Raw genomic sequence first — 25540 nt, forward strand, 5'->3', positions numbered from 1 at the left:
TTATGATACTTGTTGACAACTATATTGGGGCCATTCTGTGTTGTGTCTATTGTTGCCTCTGTTGGGGCTCTTGGGCGAATACGCAGAAGATGGTGACATCGAAAAGCTGGAGTTTTGAGCTTTTCTACTGGGATTTGACTTTCGGTTTATTTTTCACAGCTCTGTTAGGTGCCCTGACATTGGGCAGCTTGGGAAGTGAAGGCCGTACTTTCTTTGAGGATTTGGCAGTAATGGACTGGAATAGTATGAAGTATGCGCTCCTGGGCGGTATTGTATGGAATTTCGGTAATATCTTTCTGACAGCAGCCATTGCTGTAGCTGGGATGTCGATAGGTTTTCCCATTGGTGGAGGCTTAGCTTGGATAGGCGGTATAATTTTTAATTATCTACTGATATCTTTGGCCGGCGAAGTATACCCTGGAAACCAGACATTGCTTTGGATAGGAGTAGCTGTTATTGTGATAGCCATCTGCATTTGTGGCAAGGCTTATGGAAAAATGTCGGCAAGTCAGGCGTCTACTCCTAGAAAAGGTATCTTATTGGCTATTGTAGCGGGGTTGGCCATTATGTTCTTCTATGGCTTGGTTGTAAAATCACTAGATCCTCAGTATGTAACGGGTGGTACGGGAACACTGACTCCTTATACCGGTGTATTTTGTTTTGCTGCCGGTGTCCTTATCACGACTCCTATCTTTAATACGTTTGCTATGAGTCATCCGGCTCAGGGAAACAAGGTGACACTAAAGGATTATCTGAAAGGTGACACCCGTACACATCTGATTGGTATGTTGGGAGGTTTTATTTGGATGAGTGGTATGGTAGTCAGCTTTATGGGAGCTGGCTCTGCTAATCCGGCTATAGCCTATGCATTGAGCAATGCCGCACCAGTGGTAGCCATGGTTTGGGGATTCTTTGTATGGAAGGAGTTCAAAGGCGCTCCAAAGGGGACTGTACCTATGATTGCAACTATGTTTGTGCTCTTTGTTGTGGGACTGGTACTGATTACTCTTTCAAACTGATATTTTAAATTCATTGTTAACCCAAAATAATATTAAATGAAAACGATTGTAACACAAATTAGACAGAAAAGGTTAATGGCCTTAGTGCTGTTCCTTTTGGTAGGTATGACATCTGTTTTTGCACAGAAACAAGTAAATGTATCTGGCAGAATTACTGATGAGCTTAATGAACCGATGATTGGTGTAAGTGTATTGGAAAAAGGAACGACAAATGGTGTTATAACTGATTTGGATGGCAATTATACTTTGTCAGTGAATGAGGGTTCCATTATTGTCTTTTCGTATATCGGGTATGTGACCCAGGAAAAAAAAGCCGTTGCAGGTACTATGAATATAATGCTGAAGGAAGATAGCAAGACTTTGGATGAAGTGGTTGTTGTGGGATATGGTGTACAGAAGAAAAGTTCCGTAACAGGGGCGATTTCTTCCGTAAAGGCAGAAGATTTTGAGAATCGTACCATAACCAATGCTGAGCAGGCCCTGCAGGGTAAGACAGCCGGTGTGCAAATTATTTCTGCATCTGCGGCTCCTGGTTCGAATCCCGCCATTCGTATCCGTGGATATAGCAGTAATGCTAGTTCAGATCCTTTGTATGTGGTCGATGGTCTGCGTACGAAAGACATCAGTAACCTTGATCCGAATGATATTGAGAGTATGGAGGTGTTGAAGGATGCTGCTTCTGCTGCTATCTATGGTGCCCAGGCAGGTAATGGTGTTGTCTTGATTACCACTCGGAAGGCAAAAAAGGGAGTTCGTCGTATTTCTTATGATTTCCAGTTGTCCTCCCAGTCTTTAGGTCGTACTCCTGATATTCTGAATGCTCAGGAATATGTCAATTATATGACTGAAGGCAATCTTATTCCCAGAGAAACAATAGATAGGTATTGGGATGGAAAGACAAATACAGATTGGGTAGAAGAGACTTTTGAATCATCCATGATGCAGCGTCACAATGTCAATTTCCAAGGTGCCAATGATAATGGCTCATTATTCGCCTCACTCTCTTATTTGAGTAATAATGGTCCCATTGTTGGCAATAAGGATGTTTTTGACCGCATTACCGGTACTGTCAATGCAGATTATAAAGTAAAGGATTGGTTGAAGTTCACGACAAACAATTCATTTTTCCGTTATCATGTACAGTCTGTAAGCGAAGGCTCAGCAACCGGTTCTTTGATGCTGTCTGCCATTCAGCTTGACCCTCTTACTCCAGTCACCTATACACCGGATAAACTACCTGACACTATGATTAATTATATGAACCAAGGGCATACCTTGCTTCAGAATGCTAATGGTGATTATTATTCTATTTCCCCTTATGGTGACTCCAATAATATCAATCCGTATATTATGCGTGACCGTGGTACAACGAAAAGAGATGGTTTTGTGTTCAGCGGTTCCACTTATCTGGATTTTAATCCGATAAAAGAACTTGTCATCACTTCACGTTTGGGATATCGCTATACTTATAGCAACTCTTATGGCTATACTATGCCTAACATTACTTGCTCTGATCTTTATCAGGATTATGTATCGGTAAATGCTACAAGCTCTAATACGACGTATTGGCAGTGGGAAAACTTTGCTAACTACACTAAGACATTTGCGGATAAGCACAATGTAAATGTGATGCTTGGTATGTCTTATTCTTCCAATACCTCTTTTGGAGTGACAGGAGGAATCAATGGTAGCCGTTCTGGTGACAAGGTTGATTTAGGTATTACCAAGTTGGATCCCAACTATGCCTATTTTGCGTTCCAAACTGGTACTGCCACCCGTACGGTAAGTGGTGGAGAGAAAAGGAGATATGCAAATCTTTCTTACTTTGGTCGGGCTTCTTATGACTATGCGGGTAAATATTTTGCTCAGTTCACTCTTCGTGCGGATGCTGCCGACTTGTCTATCCTTCCTTTGCAGAAACGTTGGGGCTATTTTCCGGCTGTATCTGTTGGCTGGGTGCTTTCCAATGAGAAGTTTATGGAGAACCTCAAGTCGATTTCTCATTTGAAATTGCGTGCAAGCTGGGGACAGAATGGTAGTATTGCTGGTTTGGCAGACTATATGTATGATGCTACAATTCTGTCTGAAATCAATTATCCAATGTCCGGAGATGTGTCTTATGAAACGGGTTCACTGCCCTCTGCAACAGGCAACTATGATTTGAAGTGGGAAACTTCTGAACAAATTGATTTAGGTATTGATCTTCGGATGCTGAACGACCGGTTGAGTTTCGGATTTGACTATTATGAGAAAAAAACTAAGGATTTAATTGTAACCGGTATTACTCCTTCGCTGATTGTAGGTAACACGACTTCACCTATGAATGCAGGAAATGTCAAGAACAGCGGATTTGAGTTTGAGCTTTCATGGCGTGATAATATTAAGGATTTCAACTATAGCATAAAAGGAAACATTGCTACTTTAAAGAATAAAGTTACTTATCTGCATGAAACTTTGGAACGCATTGAGAGTACGACAAGTGCAGGCATCGGTGTTATGAATTATTTTGAAGAAGGGCACCCCATTTGGTACATGCGTGGTTATGAGTGTACGGGCATTGACTCACAAACGGGTGACCCGATATTCAAGGATATGAATGACGATGGCATTATTGGAGATGCTGATCAAACGGAAATAGGTTCAGCCATTCCCGACTTTACTTATGGTATTACTTTGACTGCTGCATGGAAAGGTTTCGATTTGACGATATTTGGTTCCGGTTCTCATGGCAATGATGTGTTTGCTGGTTATAACCGTACTTCCCGTATGAAAGCGAATACCTTGAAGGAATTCTACGATGGACGCTGGACAACTGCAGGAGACAATGCAAATTATGCCCGTTCCAATCCTAGTAATTATGATAAGTACTTGAAAAGCTCCAAGTTTGTATTCGACGGTTCTTACTTTAAAATCAAGCAGATACAGTTGGGCTATAATTTACCAAAGAATTTGTTGAAGCAGATTGGTTTGAGCAATCTTCGTTTGTATTGTTCTTTGGACGACTTCTTTACATTTACCAAGTATCCTGGATTTGACCCTGAATTTACAAGTACAGGTAGTGCAATGGGGTTGGATATGGGTTCTTATCCGTCCAGCAAGAAAGTCGTGTTCGGTCTTAATGTAGCATTTTAATCTTTAATTCAATACGAAATATGAAAGCAAAATATATTTTATCAAGTTTGTTGCTTGCTAGTTGTACTTTCTTTTCCTCTTGTGTGGACAATCTGGATATCTCGCAGCATGGAGTAAGCACTTTTGAAAGTTTCTATAAAACGGATGCTGATGCGGAAGAAGCCATTGTAGCCTGCTATAGTAATTGGAAGGATACTTATGCACCTGCATTCTGGCTGAAGAATCTTCTTTCGGATGATTGCTATTCGGCAGGGGAGAGTTGGACAGCTGCTAGTGCGCAATTGCTGTCGACTTATACATTCGACTCTGATTTTTCTCATATTAAAACGTTGTATACGAATCTTTATAAGGTGATTTATGCCGCCAATATTGTTTTGCAGTATGTAGGGGATGATTCGGTAATTAAACTTCGTGCACGTGCAGAGGCAAAGGTTTTCCGTGCGATGTCCTACATCGAATTAATTAGTCTTTGGGGGACTCCGCCATTGGTGGATCATCCGTTAACGCCAAATGAATATTCCCAGGCTAATGGTAATACTGAGGCGCTATGGGCATTGGTGAACCAAGACCTTACTGAGGCTGTCAACAGTGGTGATCTGGAGGAAAAGACAAGTTTGGATGACTTTACCTATCGTATCACCAAACAATTTGCACAAGCTCTGTTAGGTAAGGCATATGTATTCCAGAAGAATTATGGTGCTGCCGCCACTGCCTTGGATGAGGTGATCAATAGCGGAAAGTACGACCTTTACAGTGATTATGAAAATATTCAGACTACTAAAGGAGAGGCAAACTGCGAAAGCTTATTTGAGAGTAACTATGTCTACGATGCCAATAATGCTACTGGTATTATGAGTAACATGATTTGGGTATATGTGCATTGGCGCGGAGATATGCTTGCATTTAATGAGCTACTCAAATCTATTCTCACGGAGGTTGGGGATTTTTTAATCCGACCAAGGAAAGCTATGATGCATTTGTTGAGATGGGAGATACGTATCGCTTGAATGCTTCCATAAAGACATACCAGCAGATGGAAAGCACCGGTATATCTTTGAGTGATGCCATTGCATATATGCCTGACAATGCCGGTTACTTTAGTTGGAAATACCGTGTTTATGAAGAGGATGTTATCAACTATTGGTGGTTACGTTGTCCTAATAATACTCGTGCCATGCGATATGCCGAGGTCTTGCTGCTTGCTGCAGAAGCTAGTCTTCAAGCCGGAAATACGAGTAAGGCTACCGAATATGTGAATAAAGTGCGTAATCGTGCTCAGTTGCCCGTATTGGGTAGCGTTTCTATGGATGATATCAAGAAAGAAAAGCGTTTGGAACTTTGGATGGAAGGTTGTCGTTATCAGGATTTGATTCGGTGGGGCGATGCTGCTACGGTACTTGCCAAAAGAGGACAGGAAAGACCGGCTCTTTACAAAGACGGTCGTGTCAGTTGGAATGAACAGAAAAATGCTTCTGCTGGTTTCAAAAGTGGTAAGCATGAATTGCTCCCATTCCCTGCAACTGAAATGAATGTCAATAAGAATATGACCCAGAATCCGGGTTGGTAGTTAATCAATAAAATTTAGTGTATGAATAAATTTAAATGCTTATTCTTCTCAGGCCTTATGGCTGTGATGCCGGCTTGTATGAATGGACAGCAGACGTCCGGTGAAGATTCGTCAAAACCGCGTGTTATCATTACTTGTGATCCGGAACTTGATGACCTGAACTCTTTGATACGTTTCTTACTTTTCAGTACGGATTTCCGCGTGGAAGGTTTGATTTATGCCAGCAGTCAGTTTCATTGGAAAGGTGACGGGCACGGTACTAAGTGGTATGTACCTGGACGGGAATATTCTCGTAATGGTATAGACTACGGGCCTATGGAAAGTTGGCGTTGGGATCCGGAAGAACGTTTCATTGACGATGCTGTGGAAGCTTATGAGGAGGTATATCCCAATTTGAGGGTACATGATCCTTCTTATCCGACTCCCGAATATCTGAAATCCAAAATACGCATCGGTAATATAGAGTTCGATGGTGATATTTCCAAGGATACTCCGGGATCGGAGCTGATTAAAGCCGTACTGCTTGATGATTGTACAGATCCGGTATTTATCAATGCTTGGGGAGGTGCCAGCACCATAGCTCGTGCTTTGAAGTCCATTCAGGATATTTATGAGCATACTGATGCTTGGAAAGGTATTCGGGAAAAGATAATAAAAAAAGTGGTTCTTTCCCTTTCTGGTGATCAGGATGATACGTATGCACGGTATATCAAACCTTTCTGGCCGGAACTTAGACAAATGGAGATGGGCGGCATGACAGTCGGGCTGGCTTATAATGCCCAGTTGAGGGCTTCCAAAGAAAACCAGGTTTTCTATTCTCCGGAATGGATGCAGGAGAATATCCGTAGTAAAGGGCCTTTCGGTGAAATGTATCGTGTCTGGGGGGATGGAAAACAGATGGTGAAAGATGATAAGTTCGATTTCTTCGGCTTGTCGGGCTATACAGTTGATGAACTGAAGGAGCAAGGCTATGTAGTTTGGACTGGCGTTCAGCCGAAAGGGGCTTATCTGGCTGAGGGTGACACTTACTGTTTTCTGAATTTGATCGGTAATGGTCTGCGTGGTCACGAGAATCCTACTTATGGTGGCTGGTGCGGTGGAAGGACTCTTCTTCCCGATTCAGTGGAGAATCTTTCTCGTATGGAACAGATGAAGTATAGAGCTGAGCACTATCCTTTACCCGATTTTACGGCTCCGGTAATGAATGGATTGGCTGCCCGTTTTAAATGGTCAGTTACTCCAAGCTATACCGATGCAAATCATGAACCGGTGATAAAAGGTGCACTTGCCATGAATGCCAAACCGGGTGAAAAGCTGAAACTTAAATATACAGTAACCGATCCGGACAAGAATGTACTTGCCATTAAATGGTGGCAATATATGTCAGCCAGTACATATCAAGGTAAAGTGGCAGTGGATGATTCTACTTCTGCAAATACTACTTTTACTGTTCCGACTGATGCCAAACCGGGCGATACCATTCACTTGATTCTGGAGCTACAGATGATGGTGAACCACAAATGAACCGTTATCACCGCCTAATTATTACAGTGGTAGAATAAACTGGAATCAACAAACTTTAAATTGAAAAACTGAAATGAAAAAGATTTTATTGACAGTATTTATGGCAGTCTGTGGACTGCAAGTGTCTGCCCAGCAGAATTTGTTTGTTGCGCAGGACCTCGAGTCTGCAATTGTGAACAAAGATAACACAGTGACTTTTAACTTTAAGGCTCCTGATGCCCAAAAGGTGCAGATTGCTGGTGACTTTGCCGAAAAGGCGGAGGGACAACACATTGGAGGTATGGTGGGAGCAGGTTTGATAGACATGACAAAGAATTCAGAAGGAATTTGGACCTATACTACCAAGCCGTTGGATTCAGAACTTTATAGCTATGAATTCATGGTAGATGGTGTGCCGACTATAGACCCTAACAATGTTTATGTCTATCGTGACTTTGCTACCACAAGCAATGTGTTTATTGTAGGGAATGGTAAGGCAGATTTATATAAGGTAAATAAAGTACCTCATGGAACATTGGCCCATCGTTGGTATCACTCTGATGGTATGAAAATGGATCGCCGTATCAATATCTACACGCCGGCAGGTTATGAACAATCCGGTGATAGGAAGTATCCGGTACTCTATTTATTGCATGGTATGGGAGGAGATGAAGATGAGTGGACAACTTTTGGACGTGCTGCACAGATTCTTGATAATTTGATTGCACAAGGCAAGGCTGAACCGATGATTGTCGTGATGCCCAATGGGCATGCTGCCATGGAGGCTGCACCGGGTGAGAGTAGTCTGGGATACTATAAACCTTACCATATGAAGAATGGAACCATGGACGGTGCTTTTGAAGCCTATTTCCCTGAGATTATCACGTTTGTAGAAAGTAATTATCGTGTACAAGCGGACAAAGCTCATCGTGCTATTGCAGGGCTTTCAATGGGTGGTTTTCATTCTGCCAATATTTCTTTGAACTATCCTGATATGTTCGATTATGTAGGTTTATTCTCTGCGGCCCTTAATGTCCAGAGTGCAGGTCAGAAAAATAGTCCGGTTTATCAGGATATGGACAAAAAGTTAGCTGTTCAGTTTGATAAGGCTCCCAAACTTTACTGGTTGGGTATTGGTAAAGACGATTTCCTTTATAAAAACAATGCAGCTTATCGCGCTGATTTGGATAAAAAAGGATATAAATATGAGTTTATGGAAACTCCTGGTGGACATGTGTGGACCTGCTGGCGTATTTATCTCTCTGTATTTGCTCCCAAGTTGTTTAAATAAATCTAATTAGGCTATGAAGAAACAACTGTTTTATTTGCTGTTGGCTGCAGGCGTATTGAGCGCTTGTGGCCCTACGGTTCCTCAATTGGGTAAAGATTCTGTTGAGGATGTTATTAGTGCTATGACTTTGGAAGAAAAGGCACATTTGGTTATCGGTACCGGAATGGCGGGTACTTCGGGTGACAGTACGGTGATTGGCACTACAAAAAAGTTGGTTCCCGGTGCAGCAGGTACTACTTATCCGATACCCCGTTTGGGGATTCCTGCCATTGTGTTGGCTGATGGACCTGCAGGTTTACGTATAGATCCTATCCGCGAAGGGGATTCTGCTACTTATTATTGTACACATTTTCCTATCGGTACGTTACTTGCTTCTACTTGGAATCAGGATTTGGTGGAGGAAGTTGGAAAATCAATTGGTAATGAAGTGTTGGAATATGGTGCGGATGTTTTACTGGCTCCTGCTTTGAATATCCATCGGAATCCTTTGTGCGGGCGTAATTTTGAATATTATTCCGAAGATCCGTTGGTATCTGGCAAGATAGCTGCTGCATATGTCAGAGGGATACAGAGCAACGGAGTGGGAACTTCCATCAAACATTTTGCTGTTAACAACCAGGAAACCAATCGGAATGCTAATGATGCTCGTATCACTCCTCGTGCCTTACGGGAAATCTATTTGAAGGGGTTCGAAATTGCAGTGAAGGAATCGGCACCATGGACAGTAATGTCCTCCTACAATTATATTAATGGCACCTATGCTTCTGAGAATACAGACTTGCTGTCCACTTTATTGCGTGATGAGTGGAATTTCGAGGGTATGGTGGTAACTGACTGGTTTGGAGGGAAGGATGCCGTGGCTCAGATGATAGCAGGTAATGATATGCTCCAACCGGGAAGGGCTAACCAGTATGATATGATTATCGAAGGGGTGAAATCCGGAAAATTGGATGAATCCATACTGAATCGTAATGTGAAGCGTGTTCTTGAACTTATTCTCCAAACTCCTCATTTTAAAGAATACAAATATTCCAATAAACCTGATTTGAAGGCGCACGCAGCAGTTACCCGCCAGTCTGCGACTGAAGGAATGGTTTTGTTGAAGAATAATAACGAAACTTTGCCATTTGAAAGGAAGGTTAGAAATATAGCTCTTTTCGGGTGTACTTCCTATGATTTCATAGCAGGAGGTACCGGTTCAGGTAATGTGAATCGTGCCTATACAGTCTCATTATTGGATGGTTTGAAGAATGCTGGATACCAGATAGATGAAGCATTGAAGGCCGATTATGAACAGTATATTGAGGCCGAGAATAAGAAAAATACTCCTGACCCGTCTCAGCCTTTCTCTAGATTTATGCCAGTACCTCGCCCGACAGAACTTATCCCTACTACAAAGGTATTGTCAGAACAAGTTGCTAAAGCGGATGTTGCATTGGTTACGCTGGGACGTACTTCCGGTGAATTTGTAGACCGTAATGTCAGTGATTTTGAACTGAGTGAGGAAGAATTGCAACTGCTGAAGTCCGTCAGCCAAGCTTTCCATGCTGCTGGGAAGAAAGTGGTGGTGGTATTGAATATCGGAGGTGTAATCGAAACAGCTTCTTGGAAAGAACTGCCGGATGCTATTTTACTGGCTTGGCAAGCAGGCCAGGAGGGCGGAAATAGTGTGACGGATGTGTTGAGCGGTAAAGTATCTCCATCGGGTAAGTTGACAATGACTTTCCCGAACAAGTTGATGGACGTTGCTTCTTCGACCAATTTTCCTATGGATGCTAGGGCTAATACAGATGTGAGGAATAAGGAGGACAAAAGCTCTTCAGTGAAGAATGTAGACTATACGGATTATGAAGAAGATATTTTTGTCGGTTATCGCTATTTCGATAGTTTCGGAAAGCAAGTGTCTTATCCTTTCGGCTATGGTCTTTCGTATACAACATTCGAGTATGTCAATCCGTCTGTCAAAGTTGATAATGGCATATATACTGTTTCTATTGATGTGAAGAATGTTGGTAAGTTTGCAGGGAAAGAGGTTGTTCAGCTTTATGTCTCCGCTCCCAATAGTTTTCAGATGAACAAACCGGAAAAAGAACTTAAAGCTTTTACCAAAACTAAGGAATTGAGGCCAGGTGAGACTGTTACTGCCACTTTGAAACTGAACACTACGGATTTGGCTTCTTATGATGAAGCTTCTTCTTCATGGGTAGTGGATGCTGGAAATTATAAGTTTTTGATTGGAACCTCTTCCAAGGATATTAAGGCTGCACTTGATGTTGATGTGGTATCAGTTGTGGAAAAAACAAATGACATATTGAAAGCACAAGAAACTGTTAATACGATAAAGCGCTGAAGGTGAGTATAATATTATTCTTAGTTGTGATTAGGTTGATTTGTAGTGCTTAGGTAAATTAATTGTAATTGGGTAAAATTGGGAAAGAAGCTGCCTCGGAGTTATGAGGTAGCTTCTTCTTTTATTTGGTAATAAGATAAATTAATACCCTCCGTGTCCTACTTACGATATAAATCCCTATCTTTGTGGCGTTTTTTAGCTGAAAATAAGATTCAAATTAATTTAGATACAACAGAAAATGGCACAAGAAGACGTTTTTAAGAAACTCGTATCACACTGTAAGGAATATGGTTTTGTGTTCCCTTCCAGCGATATTTATGATGGACTGGGAGCTGTGTATGACTATGGTCAGATGGGTGTGGAACTGAAAAATAACATCAAGCAATACTGGTGGCAGAGCATGGTGCTGCTGCACGAAAACATTGTCGGTATCGACTCGGCAATCTTTATGCACCCCACCATCTGGAAAGCCAGCGGACACGTGGATGCTTTCAATGACCCTTTGATTGACAACCGCGATTCCAAGAAACGTTATCGTGCCGATGTGTTGATAGAAGACCAGCTTGCCAAGTACGATGACAAGATAAACAAAGAAGTGGCCAAAGCTGCCAAGCGTTTTGGGGAGGCTTTCGATGAGGCTCAGTTCCGCAGTACCAACGGTCGTGTGCTGGAACACCAGGCCAAGCGTGATGCCTTGCACGAACGTTTTGCCAAAGCTTTGAACGATAACAACCTGGACGAACTCCGCCAGATTATCCTTGACGAAGAAATCGTTTGCCCTATCAGTGGCACAAAGAACTGGACAGAGGTACGCCAGTTCAATCTGATGTTCTCCACCGAAATGGGTTCTACCTCAGACGGTGCCATGAAGATTTACTTGCGTCCCGAGACGGCACAGGGCATTTTCGTGAACTATCTGAATGTACAGAAGACCGGTCGCATGAAGATTCCTTTCGGTATCGCCCAGATTGGTAAGGCTTTCCGTAACGAAATCGTAGCCCGCCAGTTCATCTTCCGTATGCGCGAGTTTGAGCAGATGGAAATGCAGTTCTTTGTGAAGCCGGGTACGGAGCTTGACTGGTTCAAGAGCTGGAAAGAGACCCGCTTGAAATGGCACAAGGCGCTGGGCTTCGGTGATGACCATTACCGTTACCACGACCACGACAAGCTGGCCCACTACGCCAATGCTGCTACAGACATCGAGTTCCTGATGCCTTTCGGCTTCAAGGAAGTGGAGGGTATTCACAGCCGTACAAATTTCGACTTGTCCCAGCATGAGAAGTTCTCCGGCAAGAACATCAAGTACTTCGACCCCGAGACCAACGAAAGCTATACGCCGTACGTCATCGAGACCAGTATCGGTGTAGACCGCATGTTCCTCAGCATCATGTCTGCTTCTTACTGTGAAGAGAAGTTGGAGAATGGAGAGACTCGTGTTGTCTTGAAGTTGCCTGCTGCACTGGCACCCGTGAAACTGGCCGTAATGCCGTTGGTGAAAAAAGACGGTCTGCCCGAAAAGGCACGCGAAATCATTGACAGCCTGAAGTTCCACTTCCACTGCCAGTATGACGAGAAAGACTCCATCGGCAAGCGTTACCGCCGCAGGATGCCATCGGTACCCCGTACTGTGTCACCGTGGATCATCAGACTTTGGAAGATAACTGTGTGACGCTGCGTAATCGTGACACCATGCAGCAAGAACGCGTGGCTATCTCTGAACTGAATAATATTATTGCAGACCGTGTAAGCATCACATCGTTGCTGAAAACCTTGCAGTAAGAATAGGGTTAATTACAAATTATAAATTACGGGGGTGCGTAGTGTGAATGCCACTTGTTTTTTGTAATTCGTAATTTGTAATTCGTAATTAATGAATATTTTGTAATTAATGAAAATGAGAAAAGGACTTTTGTTTTTGCCTTTCCTGCTGTTGCTGGTGGGTGCTTTCATCTCTTGTGAAGAAGTGGAGGAGGCTGGAAAGTATGATAACTGGAGAGAACGTAATGAGGCATTTGCTGACTCGATAAAAAGGCTGACTGGTGAGAACTATGTGGCCACAGCAGAGCAGGCTGACGCTATGGAGCTCGGTAAACTGTATGCCATACAGACGACTGCCAGTACTACCGAAGGTGCCCAGTATGTGTATTGCAAGAAGCTTGTGAAAAATGAGACAGGAGAACGTCCGTTATATACGGGATATCATTCTACCGTCAGTGCTTTTTATTACGGAACTTTAATTGTAGGTGATCAATTCGATGGGAATTTTGATGGATACAGTGCGCTGGATACTAACATACCATTGAGTTCATTGAAAGAACCGACAGTTTTTGATTCTCCTGCCACTTTTGCTGTGGCAGGTGTACTTCCCGGATGGACAGCAGCCTTGCAGTTGATGCGGGCAGGTGAACGCTGGATGCTATATATACCTTGGCAAAGTGCTTATGGCTCCAGTGGCAATAATGATGGAACAATCCCCGGATATACCGCATTGACATTTGATTTATTGCTGGAACGTATTGTTGAATAACCAGGTATGCATATAATAAAGTGGTGAAGGTTTTTCTTCACCACTTTTTTTATTATACTTTTCCGATAGAGGGAAGGATAGTACTTATATTTTCTTCTTAATGGCCTTTACCCAGATTTTGTATCCATCCTCATTCAAATGCAGTCCGTCGCCGGTCAACTCACTGCGTAGTACATTTGTTCCCTTCTCTGTAAATAGTGGAAAAAGATTGATGTAGGCAATGCCTTCCTCTTTGGCAAGCGCCTCCAGGCGGGCGTTGATTGCCGGAACCATATCGGTCTTTCCGGTCAGTCTCTTGTATCGTCCGAAACTTTCATTGAAAGGGAGCAGGCTTTGCAGGTAGAGTTTTGTGTCGGGAGATTCTTTCCGGATGCGTTCCACCGTCATGCGAATCATGTCTGCAATACTGTCTGGTGCCAAGTCATGGGAGATGTCATTGACCCCGATAAGCAGGAACAGCTTGGCGGGATGTCCGGGAAGTATCTGATGCAGGCGGTCATAGATACCCATCACTTCATCACCGATGATGCCGCGATTACGTACGTTCTTGTCACCAAGACGGGCAGACCAGTCACCGCCACCTTCAGTCAGGCTATTGCCAAGCATCACGATGTCCTTGCTTGTAATGGCAGGCTCATCCATAAACTGTAGGAAACGTTTGTAGTAATGGTCTGTATAAACACGCGGAATGGGGCAGATGGAAGCCGCCACAGCGTTGGCAACCAATGAACGCAGGCGAACTACGCTGTGTCCGTCTTCCGGATGTACGGCGTTGATAAGGAGTATGACGGAAGTGTCATTGTCCGGATCAATAATGATGGAGGTACCCGTGTAGCCGGTATGCCCATAGGTATTAGGACCAAACAAATCTCCATTGTTGGAGGCATAGGCTGTAAAATTATCCCAACCGAGAGTGCGTCCCAGACTGGCGGTAGCACGTGGCACAGTACGCATGGCTTTGACACCCAGCGGACTCAGGATGCGGCGTCCGTTCCATTCGCCTCCGTTTTGCAGGGCTGCGCAGAGTATGGCAATATCATCAGCACAAGAGAATACTCCTGCATTACCGCTGATACCTCCGTTCATGACACGTGCCAGCGGGTCATGAACTTGTCCGCAGAGAACTTGTCCATTAGGTTGCTTTTCAGTGGGGGCAATGTCTTTTAATGTACAATGTACAATGGACAAAGGACAATTGGCTGCGCGGTCATGTTGTACGGTCCTGCCCTTCTTTGTACATTGTACATTGTGAATTGTACATTGTGAGTTGTCTGTTGTAATCCAGTTACCATCCTTATCACGTTGGCAAGGCAGATAGTCGGTATGCTCCATGCCGAGTACATCAAATAGGTTTTCACGTGCAAAGTCACGCAGGCTCTGTCCGCTTATAGTCTCGATAATGTGCTGCAAGGTGATGAAGTTGAGGCAACTGTATTGAAAATCAGTCTGCGGCTTGAAGTCGCGTTTACAAGTAGCAATATATTCCATAAGCATCGGGATTGGGAGAACCGTACTGCTTTTCCAGCTCGGCTACCGGTGCATAGGGAGGAAGACCGGAAGTGTGTGTCATCAAGTCGGCAATGCGGATAACCTTTTTCTCTTTGCCGTCTTCGCTTTCCCAATTCTTGAAATGGGGTATGTAGAGGCTGACTGGATCCAGCATGCGGAGTTTGCCGCGTTCTGCCAGTATCATCGTACATACGGCAGTCGACATGGATTTGCTGCAGGATGCCATGTCAAAGACAGTATTGGTAGTCATAGGCTCCACATTGGGATAAACACGCTTGTTGCCGTAAGCTTTCAGATAGGCCATCTTGCCGTTACGTACTACAGCAAGTACGGCACCGGGAATATCCTTGTTGGAGATGGCTGTTTCAATCGCTTCGTCAGCATACATCAACTTGCGGGAGTCCATTCCCACTTGTTCAGGGGCTACGCGTTGCAAGGGTTGCGCGGTGGCAGCTTGCAGACAAAGAGAAAAGAGAAAAAAATATATTGCTTTCATAATAAAGGGATTTAAGAGTGAGTAATAACTAAATCCGGTATGCATCCACTGCCTTCTTCACCGAGCCGTGCATCAACAGCAGTGCCTTGGCTTTGCCATAGTCCAGTCCGAGTTCCTCTACAATCATACGGGTACCACGGTCCACAAGCTTTTTGTTACTGAGTTGCATATTTACCATCTTGTTGCCTTTCACGCGTCCCAACTGTATCATGACGGAAGTGGTAATCATATTCAGTATCATTTTCTGTCCTGTTCCCGATTTCATGCGTGAGCTTCCCGTCACATATTCAGGTCCTACAATCATTTCGATGGCTACATCTGCCTCTGCTGCCATTGGTGAGTCCGGGTTGCTGGTGATACAGCCGGTCAGTATGCCGTGTTCGCGTGCCTCGTGCATGGCGCCTATTACGTAGGGGGTGGTGCCGGATGCGGCAATACCGATGACAATGTCCTTGTCTGTAATATTGCGTTCCGTCAGCTCTTCCCAACCGCGGTGAATGTCATCTTCGGCATTCTCTACCGGATTCCTTAGTGCAGTGTCACCACCGGCAATCAAGCCGATAACCAGCGTGGGGGGCATACCGAAAGTCGGTGGAATTTCCGAAGCGTCGAGTACGCCAAGACGTCCACTGGTACCCGCACCCATGTAGAAGATGCGTCCGCCTTGTTTCATGCGGGGCACAATCTGGGTTACCAGTTTTTCTATTTGAGGGATTGCCCTCTGTACGGCAAGCGCCACTTTCTGGTCTTCGGTATTGATGTCTTCCAGAATTTCACGGACTGATTTCTTTTCCAAGTCATTGTAGAGCGATGGTTGCTCTGAGATTTTTACGAACATAAGGCACGATATTTACGATTTGACGATTTACAATGTACAATTTACGATTTGTCACTTTCAGTTGTGATATTTGATGAGTCCTTCCATGGGGCTCTTGATGATTGCACCCAGTTGGATACCCATTTCTTTGGCAGCTTCTGCCAGAACTTCCTTGTAATAGAAGGCTACGGAACCGATGAAATGTACTTTTTGATGCTGATAGTCTTCATATTGCATGACGTTGCGTTTAAGGAATGCCTTAAAGCTGTTCAGTACCAAAGCGCGTACACAAGGTTCACCCAGATTCTGTGCAAGAAATGGTGACAAGCTTGCCAGGAAGCGGTTTGGGAACGGCTTGCGGTAGACACGGTCGATGATATCAGCAGGTGTCAGGTCGAACTGTTTGAGGAATTTCTCTTTCAGCTCGGGTGTCATCTGATTTTTCAGGATATCGCCTACCAACAGTTTGCCCAAGCAGGCTCCGCTGCCTTCGTCTCCCAGGATGAATCCCAGAGGAGATACATTGGTGACAATGCTTTTTCCGTCATAATAGCATGAGTTGGAGCCGGTCCCCATGATGCAGGCAATGCCTGAGTCATGTCCGCAGAGGCCGCGTGCGGCAGCCAGCATATCGGTATTGACTTCCACTTCATTTTTCACACTGAGGTGTTTGGTTATGGCACGGTGCACCATACTTATCTTGTCGGGAAATCCGCATCCTGCACCATAAAAGTATACGGCATCCAGCTCACTTGTCTTCAGCTGAGGTAATAGCGCTGTTGCTATTTCATTACTGATTTCTTCTTCCGACTGAAAGAAAGGGTTCGTCCCTTTCGTGAATATCTGTTGGAGAAGTACTCCATTCTCTACAACACACCAATCGGTCTTTGTAGAGCCACTGTCTGCTATTAGAATCATATAAATAATGTTTAATGTTCAATGTTTAATGATTAGGGGTTAATGATTAATGGTGGGTGATGCTGTTTTTAATTATAGGCAACGCATTAATCCTCAAACATTAATCCTTAATCCCTAATCCTTAATCCTTATATTTTGATATATATTTTTCGTTTGTACAACTGGTAGCCGATACACCAGTTAATGGCGATAAACAGCAGGGCAAAGGCAAGGGAACCGGCGGTTTCACCGAAAACGGGCATGAGGACTATATTATATAAGAATCCGTGTATGCTGATGCTGCCGTCTCCCCACGGGAAACTGATGCTACCGAAAAGTATGCTAAGTACGCCGCCCAATACATACATAAACAGCGGATTCACACCGAATGCCTCGAAAAACATGCTCCACTTCTTATAGCCTTTCACATCAATAATCCAGATAAGCAATGCCAGAAAACTGGATGCCAGTCCGCAAGTGACGAGTACGTAGGTAGGAGACCATATTTTCTTGTTGATGGGGCAACCGTAGCTTAGCAGGAAACCGGAGAAAGTAAGGATAACGCCTACCAGAAACAGTGTGATAAGCTGCGAATTGAGAAATGAGGCACGGTCTTCCGACTTGTTGCCATCCAGCATCAGCCGTCCTACACAGAAGCCCAGCAACACGTGTGCAATAGCAGGGATGGTGCTTAACAAACCTTCGGGATCTATGCCGTTATCCTTGTACATGTGTGCAGGGGTCAGGATGGCACGGTCTACCACGGAAAGAATGTTTGTTTCATTATAGGCGAAACCGTTGCCACACATCAACAGTATGAAGTAGCCTATCAATAGGCTGGCTATCAGATAAGGTATATGTTTATGCTTCATGGTTAGTGCAATGATGGAGGCTGCTCCGTAGCAAAGGGCCAGCCGTTGCATGACACCCAGGATACGGATACGGTCGAATGTCCAGACGGAAGCCCATAGCTTCTCTCCGAAACTGAGGTCGTCCGGAGCGGAGGCCCAGTAATAGCAGAAACGCGAGAACCAGCCGATAGCCATGCCTATAAGGAAAATGACGATAGTGCGTTTCAGTATCTTCATGCCGGCGGCGTGGCTGAACTCGAAGTTGTATTTCTTCAGGGAAATGTATGTGGAAATTCCCATGATAAACATGAAGAAGGGAAAGACGAGGTCGGTGGGGGTCAGACCGTTCCACTCTGCATGCCGCAAGGGGGCATAGATATGTCCCCACGAACCGGGGTTGTTTACCATAATCATACCTGCGATGGTGACACCACGGAGAATGTCGAGTGCAAGGATGCGTTTACTTACTTTTGTACTGTTCATTGTAATATTTGTGTGTTAAGTTAATTATCAATCCTAATTATCAGCTGCCTTTGTACATTCATCTACCAGATAGGCAATGGATACATAGGGGATACCTGAGTTTGTTGTCAATCCGATTTCACAAGTACGGCTGTTGGAGTAGCCTATATTCACTCCGGACGCTTCTATTTGCGGGCGGAGTTTGCGTAGGGCGTACGAGTTCAGCTCAGGATAGGTGAATCCCCGGTCTCCGGCAAAACCGCAGCAACCTACTTCTTCCGGCACGATGACTTTACTGGAGCAAAGGCGTGCAAGGGCTATAATGGTATCTGCCAGTCCCATTTTCCGCATGGAGCAGGTGATGTGGATTGCTACGGGGCGGTTAATAGGGGTGAAAATCAGCTTCTCACGTAAGAATGTATAGATGAATTCTGCAGGTTCATACAGTTTCATCTTCTTGATACATTCGCGCATGCGGTGCAGACAAGGGCTTTGGTCACAGAGGACGGGGTACTTGCCTTGTTCGCTGGCTTCCCAAAGTGCGGCCTCCAGTTCGGCTGTCTTGCGGTCGGCAATGTCCAGCATCCCTTTGCTTTCCCAAATGGTGCCACAGCAAAGCTTGTCCATATCTTTCGGGAAGATGATTTCGTAACCGGCTTTTTGCAACAAGGACACCATTTTATTTACCAATGGCTGCTCTACGGGAGACTTCTTGGTCAGACCCATAGTCTGGTTGATGCAGCTGGGGAAGTAAACGACAGCCTCTCCCCCCTTGCCCCCTCCCCCGTAGGGAGGAGGAGTAGTTACTCCCGCTTTATCGGAATTAATTATTTTTCCCTTATCATTATCAGGAGTATCTTTCCCCCCCTCCCTACGGGGGAGGGGGCAAGGGGGGAGAGGCTTGAAGGCTTTCGGCATAGCCGGTGTCCATAGAGGTATGCCCAATGCATTGTGCAGCCCCTTGGTAATGCCGCTCATCGCCTTTGTCCCTAATAGTGAATGTCCGAAGTTGGCTAAGGACAATACGGGACGCAGTGTACTCTTGACACCGGCGAAATGATTGGCGACAAAGTCTCCGGCTTTGTATCCCAGACTGCCTTTGGGCAATGCTTCCTGGCGGATTATATGGGTAAGGTCGCCCGTATTGATACCCATCGGGCACGACATGGAGCAGAGGCCGTCTCCGGCACAAGTCTGGTTGCCGGGATAGCGGTATTGTTTTTCGAGCAGTGCAAGGCGCGTCGGGTCCTCGCCGCTTTGTTTCAGCCGGGATATTTCGCGCTGCAACACGATACGCTGGCGCGAGGAAAGGGTAAAGCCGCAGGAGAGACAGTTGACTTCGCAGAAACCGCACTCGATGCATTTGTCAGCTACGAGTGGCGTAGCATGTCTCTTGTCACTCATCACTAATAAAGGCAGCGGCTTGAAGTTCTTGATATGGCATTGCGGGTCATCATTGAAAATGACACCGGGGTTTAGCAATCCTTGTGGGTCAAACAGCTCTTTGACGGCCTTCATGGCTTTGTAGGCGTCATCTCCCCATTCATGGCGGACAAAGGGAGCCATATTCCGGCCCGTGCCATGCTCGGCTTTCAGGGAACCGTCATATTTATCTACTACCAAGGTCTTGATGTCATTCATCAAGTCTTCGTAGCGTTTCACTTCCGCTTGGGTACTGAAGGACTGGTTGATGATGAAGTGATAGTTTCCTTCAAGAGCATGGCCGTAGATGCAGGCGTCGTCATAGCCGTGACGGGCTATGAGCTGTTGCAGCTCTGCCGTCGCTTCTGGAAGGTCTTCAATGTGGAAGGCGATATCCTCGATGAGGCAAGTGGTCCCCGGCTGGCGCGTACCTCCACAGAGGGGAAGATGCCGGAACGGATGGCCCAGTATTTGGAATATTCCTCCGGACGGTCGGTGAAGCGTACCGGAATATAGGTGGTGAAGGCTTGCAGGCAAGCTTCGATGGCAGATATGTTCTGTTGCAGTTCTTCCGGGGTACGGGCTTTGGTTTCGGTCAGCACTGCTGTCAATCCGGTTTCGTCGCCGGGCTCCACGCCGGGGAGGGCAGAGGAGGCAACTTCGCCTTTGTATTTTAGGAATACGGGGTCGTTGACGGAAGAAAGGCTCTTGTAGTCTAGCATCTCAGCCCCTTTTACCAATGGAGAATTGACAGTTGACAATTGACAATTGGCTGCGCTATCATGCCGCACGGTTTCATTGTCACTTGTCAATTGTAAATTGTCAATTGCTTTCATGGCTACCACAGCGCGGCACGCCTCCTTGATGGTCTTGAAGTAGAGCATAGCGCTGGCCTTGTAGGGATAATCATATTCAGTCTTCATCGTCACTTCCGAAAGGAACGCCAGTGTACCTTCGGAACCTACCATGAGGTGGGCAATGATTTCGAATGGGTCGTCGAAACGAACGAAGGGCAGCAGATTGAGCCCGGTTACGTTTTTGATGGAATATTTGTAACGGATGCGTTCGGCCAGTTTTTCGTTGGTACGTATTTCATCGCGCAGTTCGCAGATGCGGCGGATGAAGTCACGGTGGGTCACTTCGAAGGAGGCGCGGCTGACGGGATTTCCGGTATCCAGCAGGGTGCCGTCCATCAGGATGATACGGGCGGAAACAAGCACCTTGTCGCTATTGGCGTGCGTACCGCAGTTCATGCCGGAAGCATTGTTCATGACGATACCGCCCACCATGGCGCTTTTCACCGAAGCGGGGTCCGGTGCAAACTTGCGACCGTAGGGAGCCAACAGTTCGTTCACACGTTGTCCGATGATGCCCGGCTGGAGGGTTATCTGTTCGTGGTCGGCAGATATGCTGTATTTTTCCCAATTCTTGCCGGCTACGATGAGGATGGAGTCACTAATGGCTTGACCCGACAAACTGGTCCCTGCCGCTCGGAAGGTGACGGGCAGCCCGTGGCGGCTCGCCAGTTTCAACAGTTGTGAAACTTCATCTTCGTCTTTCGAACGGATTACAATCTGGGGAATCAGTCGGTAAAAACCGGCGTCCGTACCCCAAGCCAGCCGGCGAAGTTCGTCGGTGTAAATCCTTTCCTGCGGAATGAATCGCTTTGCTTCCTGCAGGAAAGCCATGTAACTTTGCTCTTTCATATTCACTTTTTTTACTATTGCATCACTTTACTTCAAAGTGCTCTGTAAACGTGTCTCGCGAGGGGGACCCTCAGTCGTATATTGAGGGTATCTAACTATACGACTTAGGGTGTCTCTGTATACGACTGAGGTACCCTCCGTATCATGTTTTTTTTCTTCCTTATTCGTCTGTAAATTTATTTATATAAATAATACTTTTTCGACAACTTACGGAAGTCTTCGGCATCTTTATACCAGTAGTCGCGTATGTCCTCCCAACGGTTCCGTTTCAAGAAGCGCTCGCGTATCTGTCGCGAACCGCTTACTTTGTCGAACATCGAGAAACGTCCCTTGTCGGCATGGTCAAACACGGCACGGTCCGGATAGAGGGCGGCGACTTCCTGCATGACCAGGAATTGCAGGTCGCTCAACGGTGCTTTGCCGAAATCCATGATGTGCACTTGCACACCTTGCAGCAACTCGCCTTTGCCTACACTGTAGAACGGTTTCAGGTACATCGGTCTGAAGATGACCCCCGGTACGTTCAGACGGTTCAGGTTTCCGGCCAGCTTTTCTGCTTCCACCCATGGTGCGGCAAACATCTGGAACGGAATGGTATACCCCACGCCGATAGACATATATCCCAGTTCGCCCAGAATACCGCTGACGGGGTAGAAGAATGCAGAATGAGGATGTGGAATGTGTGGAGAGGAGGGAACCCATTGCAGTCCGGTTTGGGTATAATCCATCTTGCGTTTCCAGCCTTTCATCTTCACTACGTGGAGATTACATTGTTCCCCATCCTTCAACATCTTCTCGCCATTGAGCATCAGTGCCAGCTCACCGCAAGTGAGGGCGTAAAGGTACGGAATTTTAAACTGGCTTACAAAAGAAATGCAATCATCTTCAACCAAGTTGCCTTCAATCTTCAATCCGCCTACGGGATTGGGCCGGTCCAGCACAATGAATTCCTTGCCGTTTTCGGCAGCGGCTTCCATGGCCAGTCCCATGGTGCTGATGTAGGTAAAGGAACGGCAACCGATGTCCTGGATGTCATATACCAATACATCCACGTCTTTCAGCATGTCCGGCGTGGCCTTGCGGGTCTTTCCGTAAAGCGAATAGACGGGCAGTCCGGTAGTCGCGTCTTTGATGTCTGTCACATGGTCGCCTGCGTGCACATCGCCGCGCACGCCGTGTTCGGGGCCGTAGAGTGCCACAAGGTTCACGTTGGGCGCCTCGTGCAGGATGTCGATGGTGGACCTCATCCGGTTGTCCACCCCCGTCGGGTTGGTAATCAATCCTACACGCTTACCTTCCAGCATCGGAAATTCTGTTCTTTCAGTACCTCGATGCCGGTCTTTATTCTGATTTTCTGTGCCTGCATCATGCCGCCGCAGAGGAGGCAGAGCAAGGATATAATAATAATCTTTTTCATCACTAATCACTAATCATTAAACATTAATCACTTTTTCCCATATTCCGGGTCTATCCTTCTGTCTGCAAAAATGGTGACAACAACCGTGGCGAAACAGCATATCATTACCAACCAGAAGAAGTCCGTATATCCGATAGCCTCCTGGATATATCCCGCAAACATACCTGGTATCATCATGCTTAGTGCCATGAATGCGGTACAGATGGCATAGTGGGATGTTTTGAATTCTCCTTCGGAGAAGTACATCATGTAGAGCATGTAGGCCGTGAAACCGAAGCCGTAGCCGAATTGCTCGATGGCGATGGCGGTGGAGATGGCAAACAGATTGTCGGGCTGGGCAATGGCAAGATAGACAAACGTCAGGCATGGCAGAGTCATGCATCCTGCCATCCACCAGATGGATTTTTTCAAGCCAATGCGTGATGCGAACAATCCTCCGAGGATACCGCCCAGGGTGAGGAATATGACTCCGATGGTGCCGTATACGATACCTACTTCTGCTGTCGATAGTTCCAGACCTCCCGATTCTTTGGAGGCAACCAGGAAAGGCATACACATTTTGATGAGGAATGCTTCAGGCAGGCGGTACAGCAACATGAACACGATGGCCAGCAATGCGCCCGGTTTGGTGAAGTAGGTGGCGAATGTTCGTCCGAATTCTCTGAATATGGCTCCTGCAGTGGCGGCATCGGCAGCCAGTGTTGACTTATCTGAGGTGGGTTTAGGAACTGCAAAGAGGTGATAGAACGTCACCAAGCTGAACAGAACGGCTGTAACCAGCATCGTGATGGTCCATGACAGCGGAATGTTTTCGGTTCTCAGTTCGATGGCGCCGGCAATGGCTACGAGCACGCCTTGTCCGAAGATAGAGGCGAGCCGGTAAAACGTGCTTCGGATGCCGACGAAGGCTGCCTGGTCACTCTGTTTCAGTGCCAGCATGTAGAAGCCGTCGGCGGCAATGTCGTGTGTGGCAGAGGCAAAAGCCGTGATGATGAACAGCATCAGCGTGATGCTGAACATGCTGATGGGGGTTGTTCCGGTTGCCATAGTCGCCTCGTCCGGCCGTGGAATGGATAGCGTCAGCAGGATGAATGCCACAGACATCAGAATCTGCATGGAAAGGGTCCACCATCTTTTGGTCTTGATGATGTCGACAAACGGGCTCCAGAAGGGTTTGATAGTCCAAGGCAGATAGAGCAGGCTTGTGAACAAGGCCATTTCTCCGTTCGGTACGCCCATCTTGGTAAACATCATCACGGAGATGTTGTTTACGATAAAATACGGAATGCCTTGTGCAAAGTACAGGGTGGGTACCCATGCCCATGGCGATATGTTTTTTGTATGGTTCATGATATTGATTTATTGTGTGCTATTCGATTATTCATACAGCTTGTCAATGCTGGCACCTACATAGTAGTGCAGCAGTATTGCATCATACTTATACCCTTGCTCGCCCATCACGGCTGCACCTATTTGGCAAAGTCCCACACCATGCCCCCAACCGGCGCCGGTGAGGATAAAGCGTCCGGGAATGCCTTCGGCGGACAACTCCTCTTTGTCTACCACGAAGGCAGAGCTGTAGAGGTGTGAAGTGGAGAGCGTGCGGCGGATTTCCAGTTCCTTGCCGATGGTGAGTGTGCGTTTGGTTCCCACAATCTTCAGTTTCCAGAGGCGTCCGCTGGTTCCGCGGGCTATGGGGATAAGGTCGATGATTTGTCCGTAGTCGATGCCCGAACGTTTCAGAATGAGGGCTGAAAGCTCTTCCTGGGTATATTCCACTTTCCAGCGATAGAAGTCCGTAGTCTCCTGGTCGTAGTTGTTGAGCACCTGCGAGAGGATTTTCTTGTCGGTGGTGTTGCAGAATGCTTCGGGATAGGTACGTATCCAGCGGTCCGCTTCGGCTTCCTGCGTCAAATCAGGCAGTCCGGTGTGCACTTTGCTGTCTCGCTGTTGGGCAAGATAAGGGTATTTGATGTCTTCCCAACAGTATTGGAATTCCTCGAAAGCGCCGCCACAGCATTTGGAGAAACGGGCGTCGCAAATCTTACCGTCGGACGTCAGCACCTGGCCGCGGGTAGCGGCAATGGCTTGTTTCACAATATCGGTAGAGGCACGTGTAATGCCCTGGTAGCGCTGACAATGGTCGTCGGCGCATACATCGAAGTGGGTGTGGTCCTCTCGGTCGTACCAGCAAAGCCTCTCCCCCGGCCCCTCCCCCGTAGGGAGGGGGGGCTGCGCTATGCAGGCTTTGATTCGTTCGATAACACGGTCGGGTTGGGCTATGATTTCGTTGTTTGTAAAACGTAGAAGATGATAACCTAAGGATTCTAAATGTAAAGTGCGTTCTTTGTCCTTGTTTTTTTGCTTGGGGGTACCGTGATATTCCCCGTCTACTTCAATGATGAGTTTCTTCTCTAATGATACGAAGTCTGCGATATAGTTGTCTATGATATGCTGCCTTCTGAATTTAGTTCCCAACTGATGATTACGTAGTCTCTCCCAAACAATCTTTTCAGCTTCGGTCGGTTCCTTCTTCAGCCGTTCCTGATTCTCTTTCAACACCGCATAATTGCT

12 protein-coding genes and 5 pseudogenes are annotated in these 25540 nt (G+C 46.1%); 9 read left to right on the plus strand and 8 right to left on the minus strand.

All coding sequences use genetic code 11. The features are described from left to right. Positions 1 to 2: 2 nt before the first annotated feature. From JCM16496_RS15620 to bamJ, 9 genes and pseudogenes are all read left to right on the plus strand, one after another. Positions 3 to 1019, plus strand: a complete 1017-nt coding sequence (locus tag JCM16496_RS15620; protein WP_025835459.1) for a GRP family sugar transporter — start codon at positions 3 to 5, stop codon at positions 1017 to 1019. A 75-nt stretch (positions 1020 to 1094) separates the two neighbouring features. Beyond that, the gene (locus JCM16496_RS15625) at positions 1095 to 4151 is read left to right on the plus strand and encodes a SusC/RagA family TonB-linked outer membrane protein (protein WP_025835461.1); all 3057 of its coding nucleotides are present in this window, start codon (positions 1095 to 1097) and stop codon (positions 4149 to 4151) included. A gap of 20 nt (positions 4152 to 4171) precedes the next feature. Continuing rightward, the gene (locus JCM16496_RS24110) at positions 4172 to 5158 is read left to right on the plus strand and encodes a RagB/SusD family nutrient uptake outer membrane protein (RefSeq protein WP_244440429.1); all 987 of its coding nucleotides are present in this window, start codon (positions 4172 to 4174) and stop codon (positions 5156 to 5158) included. After that, positions 5137 to 5718, plus strand: a complete 582-nt coding sequence (locus JCM16496_RS24115; RefSeq protein WP_244440430.1) for a RagB/SusD family nutrient uptake outer membrane protein — start codon at positions 5137 to 5139, stop codon at positions 5716 to 5718. The genes JCM16496_RS24110 and JCM16496_RS24115 overlap by 22 nt, the downstream gene beginning before the upstream one ends. 21 nt (positions 5719 to 5739) lie before the next feature. Further along, positions 5740 to 7242, plus strand: a complete 1503-nt coding sequence (locus JCM16496_RS15635; RefSeq protein WP_244440431.1) for a DUF1593 domain-containing protein — start codon at positions 5740 to 5742, stop codon at positions 7240 to 7242. Positions 7243 to 7315: 73 nt separating this feature from the next. Next, the gene (locus JCM16496_RS15640) at positions 7316 to 8512 is read left to right on the plus strand and encodes an esterase (RefSeq protein WP_025835462.1); all 1197 of its coding nucleotides are present in this window, start codon (positions 7316 to 7318) and stop codon (positions 8510 to 8512) included. 13 nt (positions 8513 to 8525) lie between these two features. After that, positions 8526 to 10862, plus strand: coding sequence for a beta-glucosidase (locus JCM16496_RS15645; RefSeq protein ID WP_025835464.1), 2337 nt, complete (start codon positions 8526 to 8528; stop codon positions 10860 to 10862). Between the two features lie 238 nt (positions 10863 to 11100). Next, positions 11101 to 12641: pseudogene (locus tag JCM16496_RS15650) on the plus strand (glycine--tRNA ligase). A 115-nt stretch (positions 12642 to 12756) separates the two neighbouring features. Next, a complete protein-coding gene (bamJ, locus tag JCM16496_RS15655) occupies positions 12757 to 13389 on the plus strand; it encodes a BamJ family beta-barrel-assembly machinery protein (protein WP_025835466.1) in 633 nt (210 codons plus the stop codon). Between the two features lie 84 nt (positions 13390 to 13473). Here bamJ and JCM16496_RS25310 read toward each other — a convergent pair. From JCM16496_RS25310 to JCM16496_RS15695, 8 genes and pseudogenes are all read right to left on the minus strand, one after another. Next, positions 13474 to 15394, minus strand: a pseudogene (locus JCM16496_RS25310) (serine hydrolase). Positions 15395 to 15422: 28 nt separating this feature from the next. Then, positions 15423 to 16232 (minus strand): N-acetylmuramic acid 6-phosphate etherase, encoded by an 810-nt coding sequence (murQ, locus tag JCM16496_RS15665; RefSeq protein ID WP_025835468.1) that lies wholly within the window; start codon positions 16230 to 16232, stop codon positions 15423 to 15425. Positions 16233 to 16289: 57 nt separating this feature from the next. Further along, positions 16290 to 17129, minus strand: a complete 840-nt coding sequence (locus JCM16496_RS15670) for a BadF/BadG/BcrA/BcrD ATPase family protein (protein WP_005824980.1) — start codon at positions 17127 to 17129, stop codon at positions 16290 to 16292. Positions 17130 to 17257: 128 nt separating this feature from the next. Further along, on the minus strand, positions 17258 to 18442 hold the full coding sequence (locus JCM16496_RS15675) for an acyltransferase family protein (RefSeq protein ID WP_025835472.1): 1185 nt from the start codon (positions 18440 to 18442) through the stop codon (positions 17258 to 17260). A 33-nt stretch (positions 18443 to 18475) separates the two neighbouring features. After that, positions 18476 to 21549, minus strand: a pseudogene (locus JCM16496_RS15680) (FAD-binding and (Fe-S)-binding domain-containing protein). Between the two features lie 176 nt (positions 21550 to 21725). Then, positions 21726 to 22966, minus strand: a pseudogene (locus JCM16496_RS15685) (exo-beta-N-acetylmuramidase NamZ family protein). Positions 22967 to 22993: 27 nt separating this feature from the next. Beyond that, complete coding sequence (locus JCM16496_RS15690) at positions 22994 to 24316, minus strand: MFS transporter (protein ID WP_025835474.1); 1323 nt, start codon at positions 24314 to 24316, stop codon at positions 22994 to 22996. Positions 24317 to 24343: 27 nt separating this feature from the next. After that, positions 24344 to 25510 (minus strand): annotated as a pseudogene (locus JCM16496_RS15695) (DUF8618 domain-containing protein); the annotation flags it as partial. Between the last annotated feature and the right edge of the window lie 30 nt (positions 25511 to 25540).

Origin of the sequence: Bacteroides rodentium JCM 16496 (assembly GCF_000614125.1) — a bacterium.
GTDB classification, from domain to species: Bacteria; Bacteroidota; Bacteroidia; order Bacteroidales; family Bacteroidaceae; genus Bacteroides; species Bacteroides rodentium.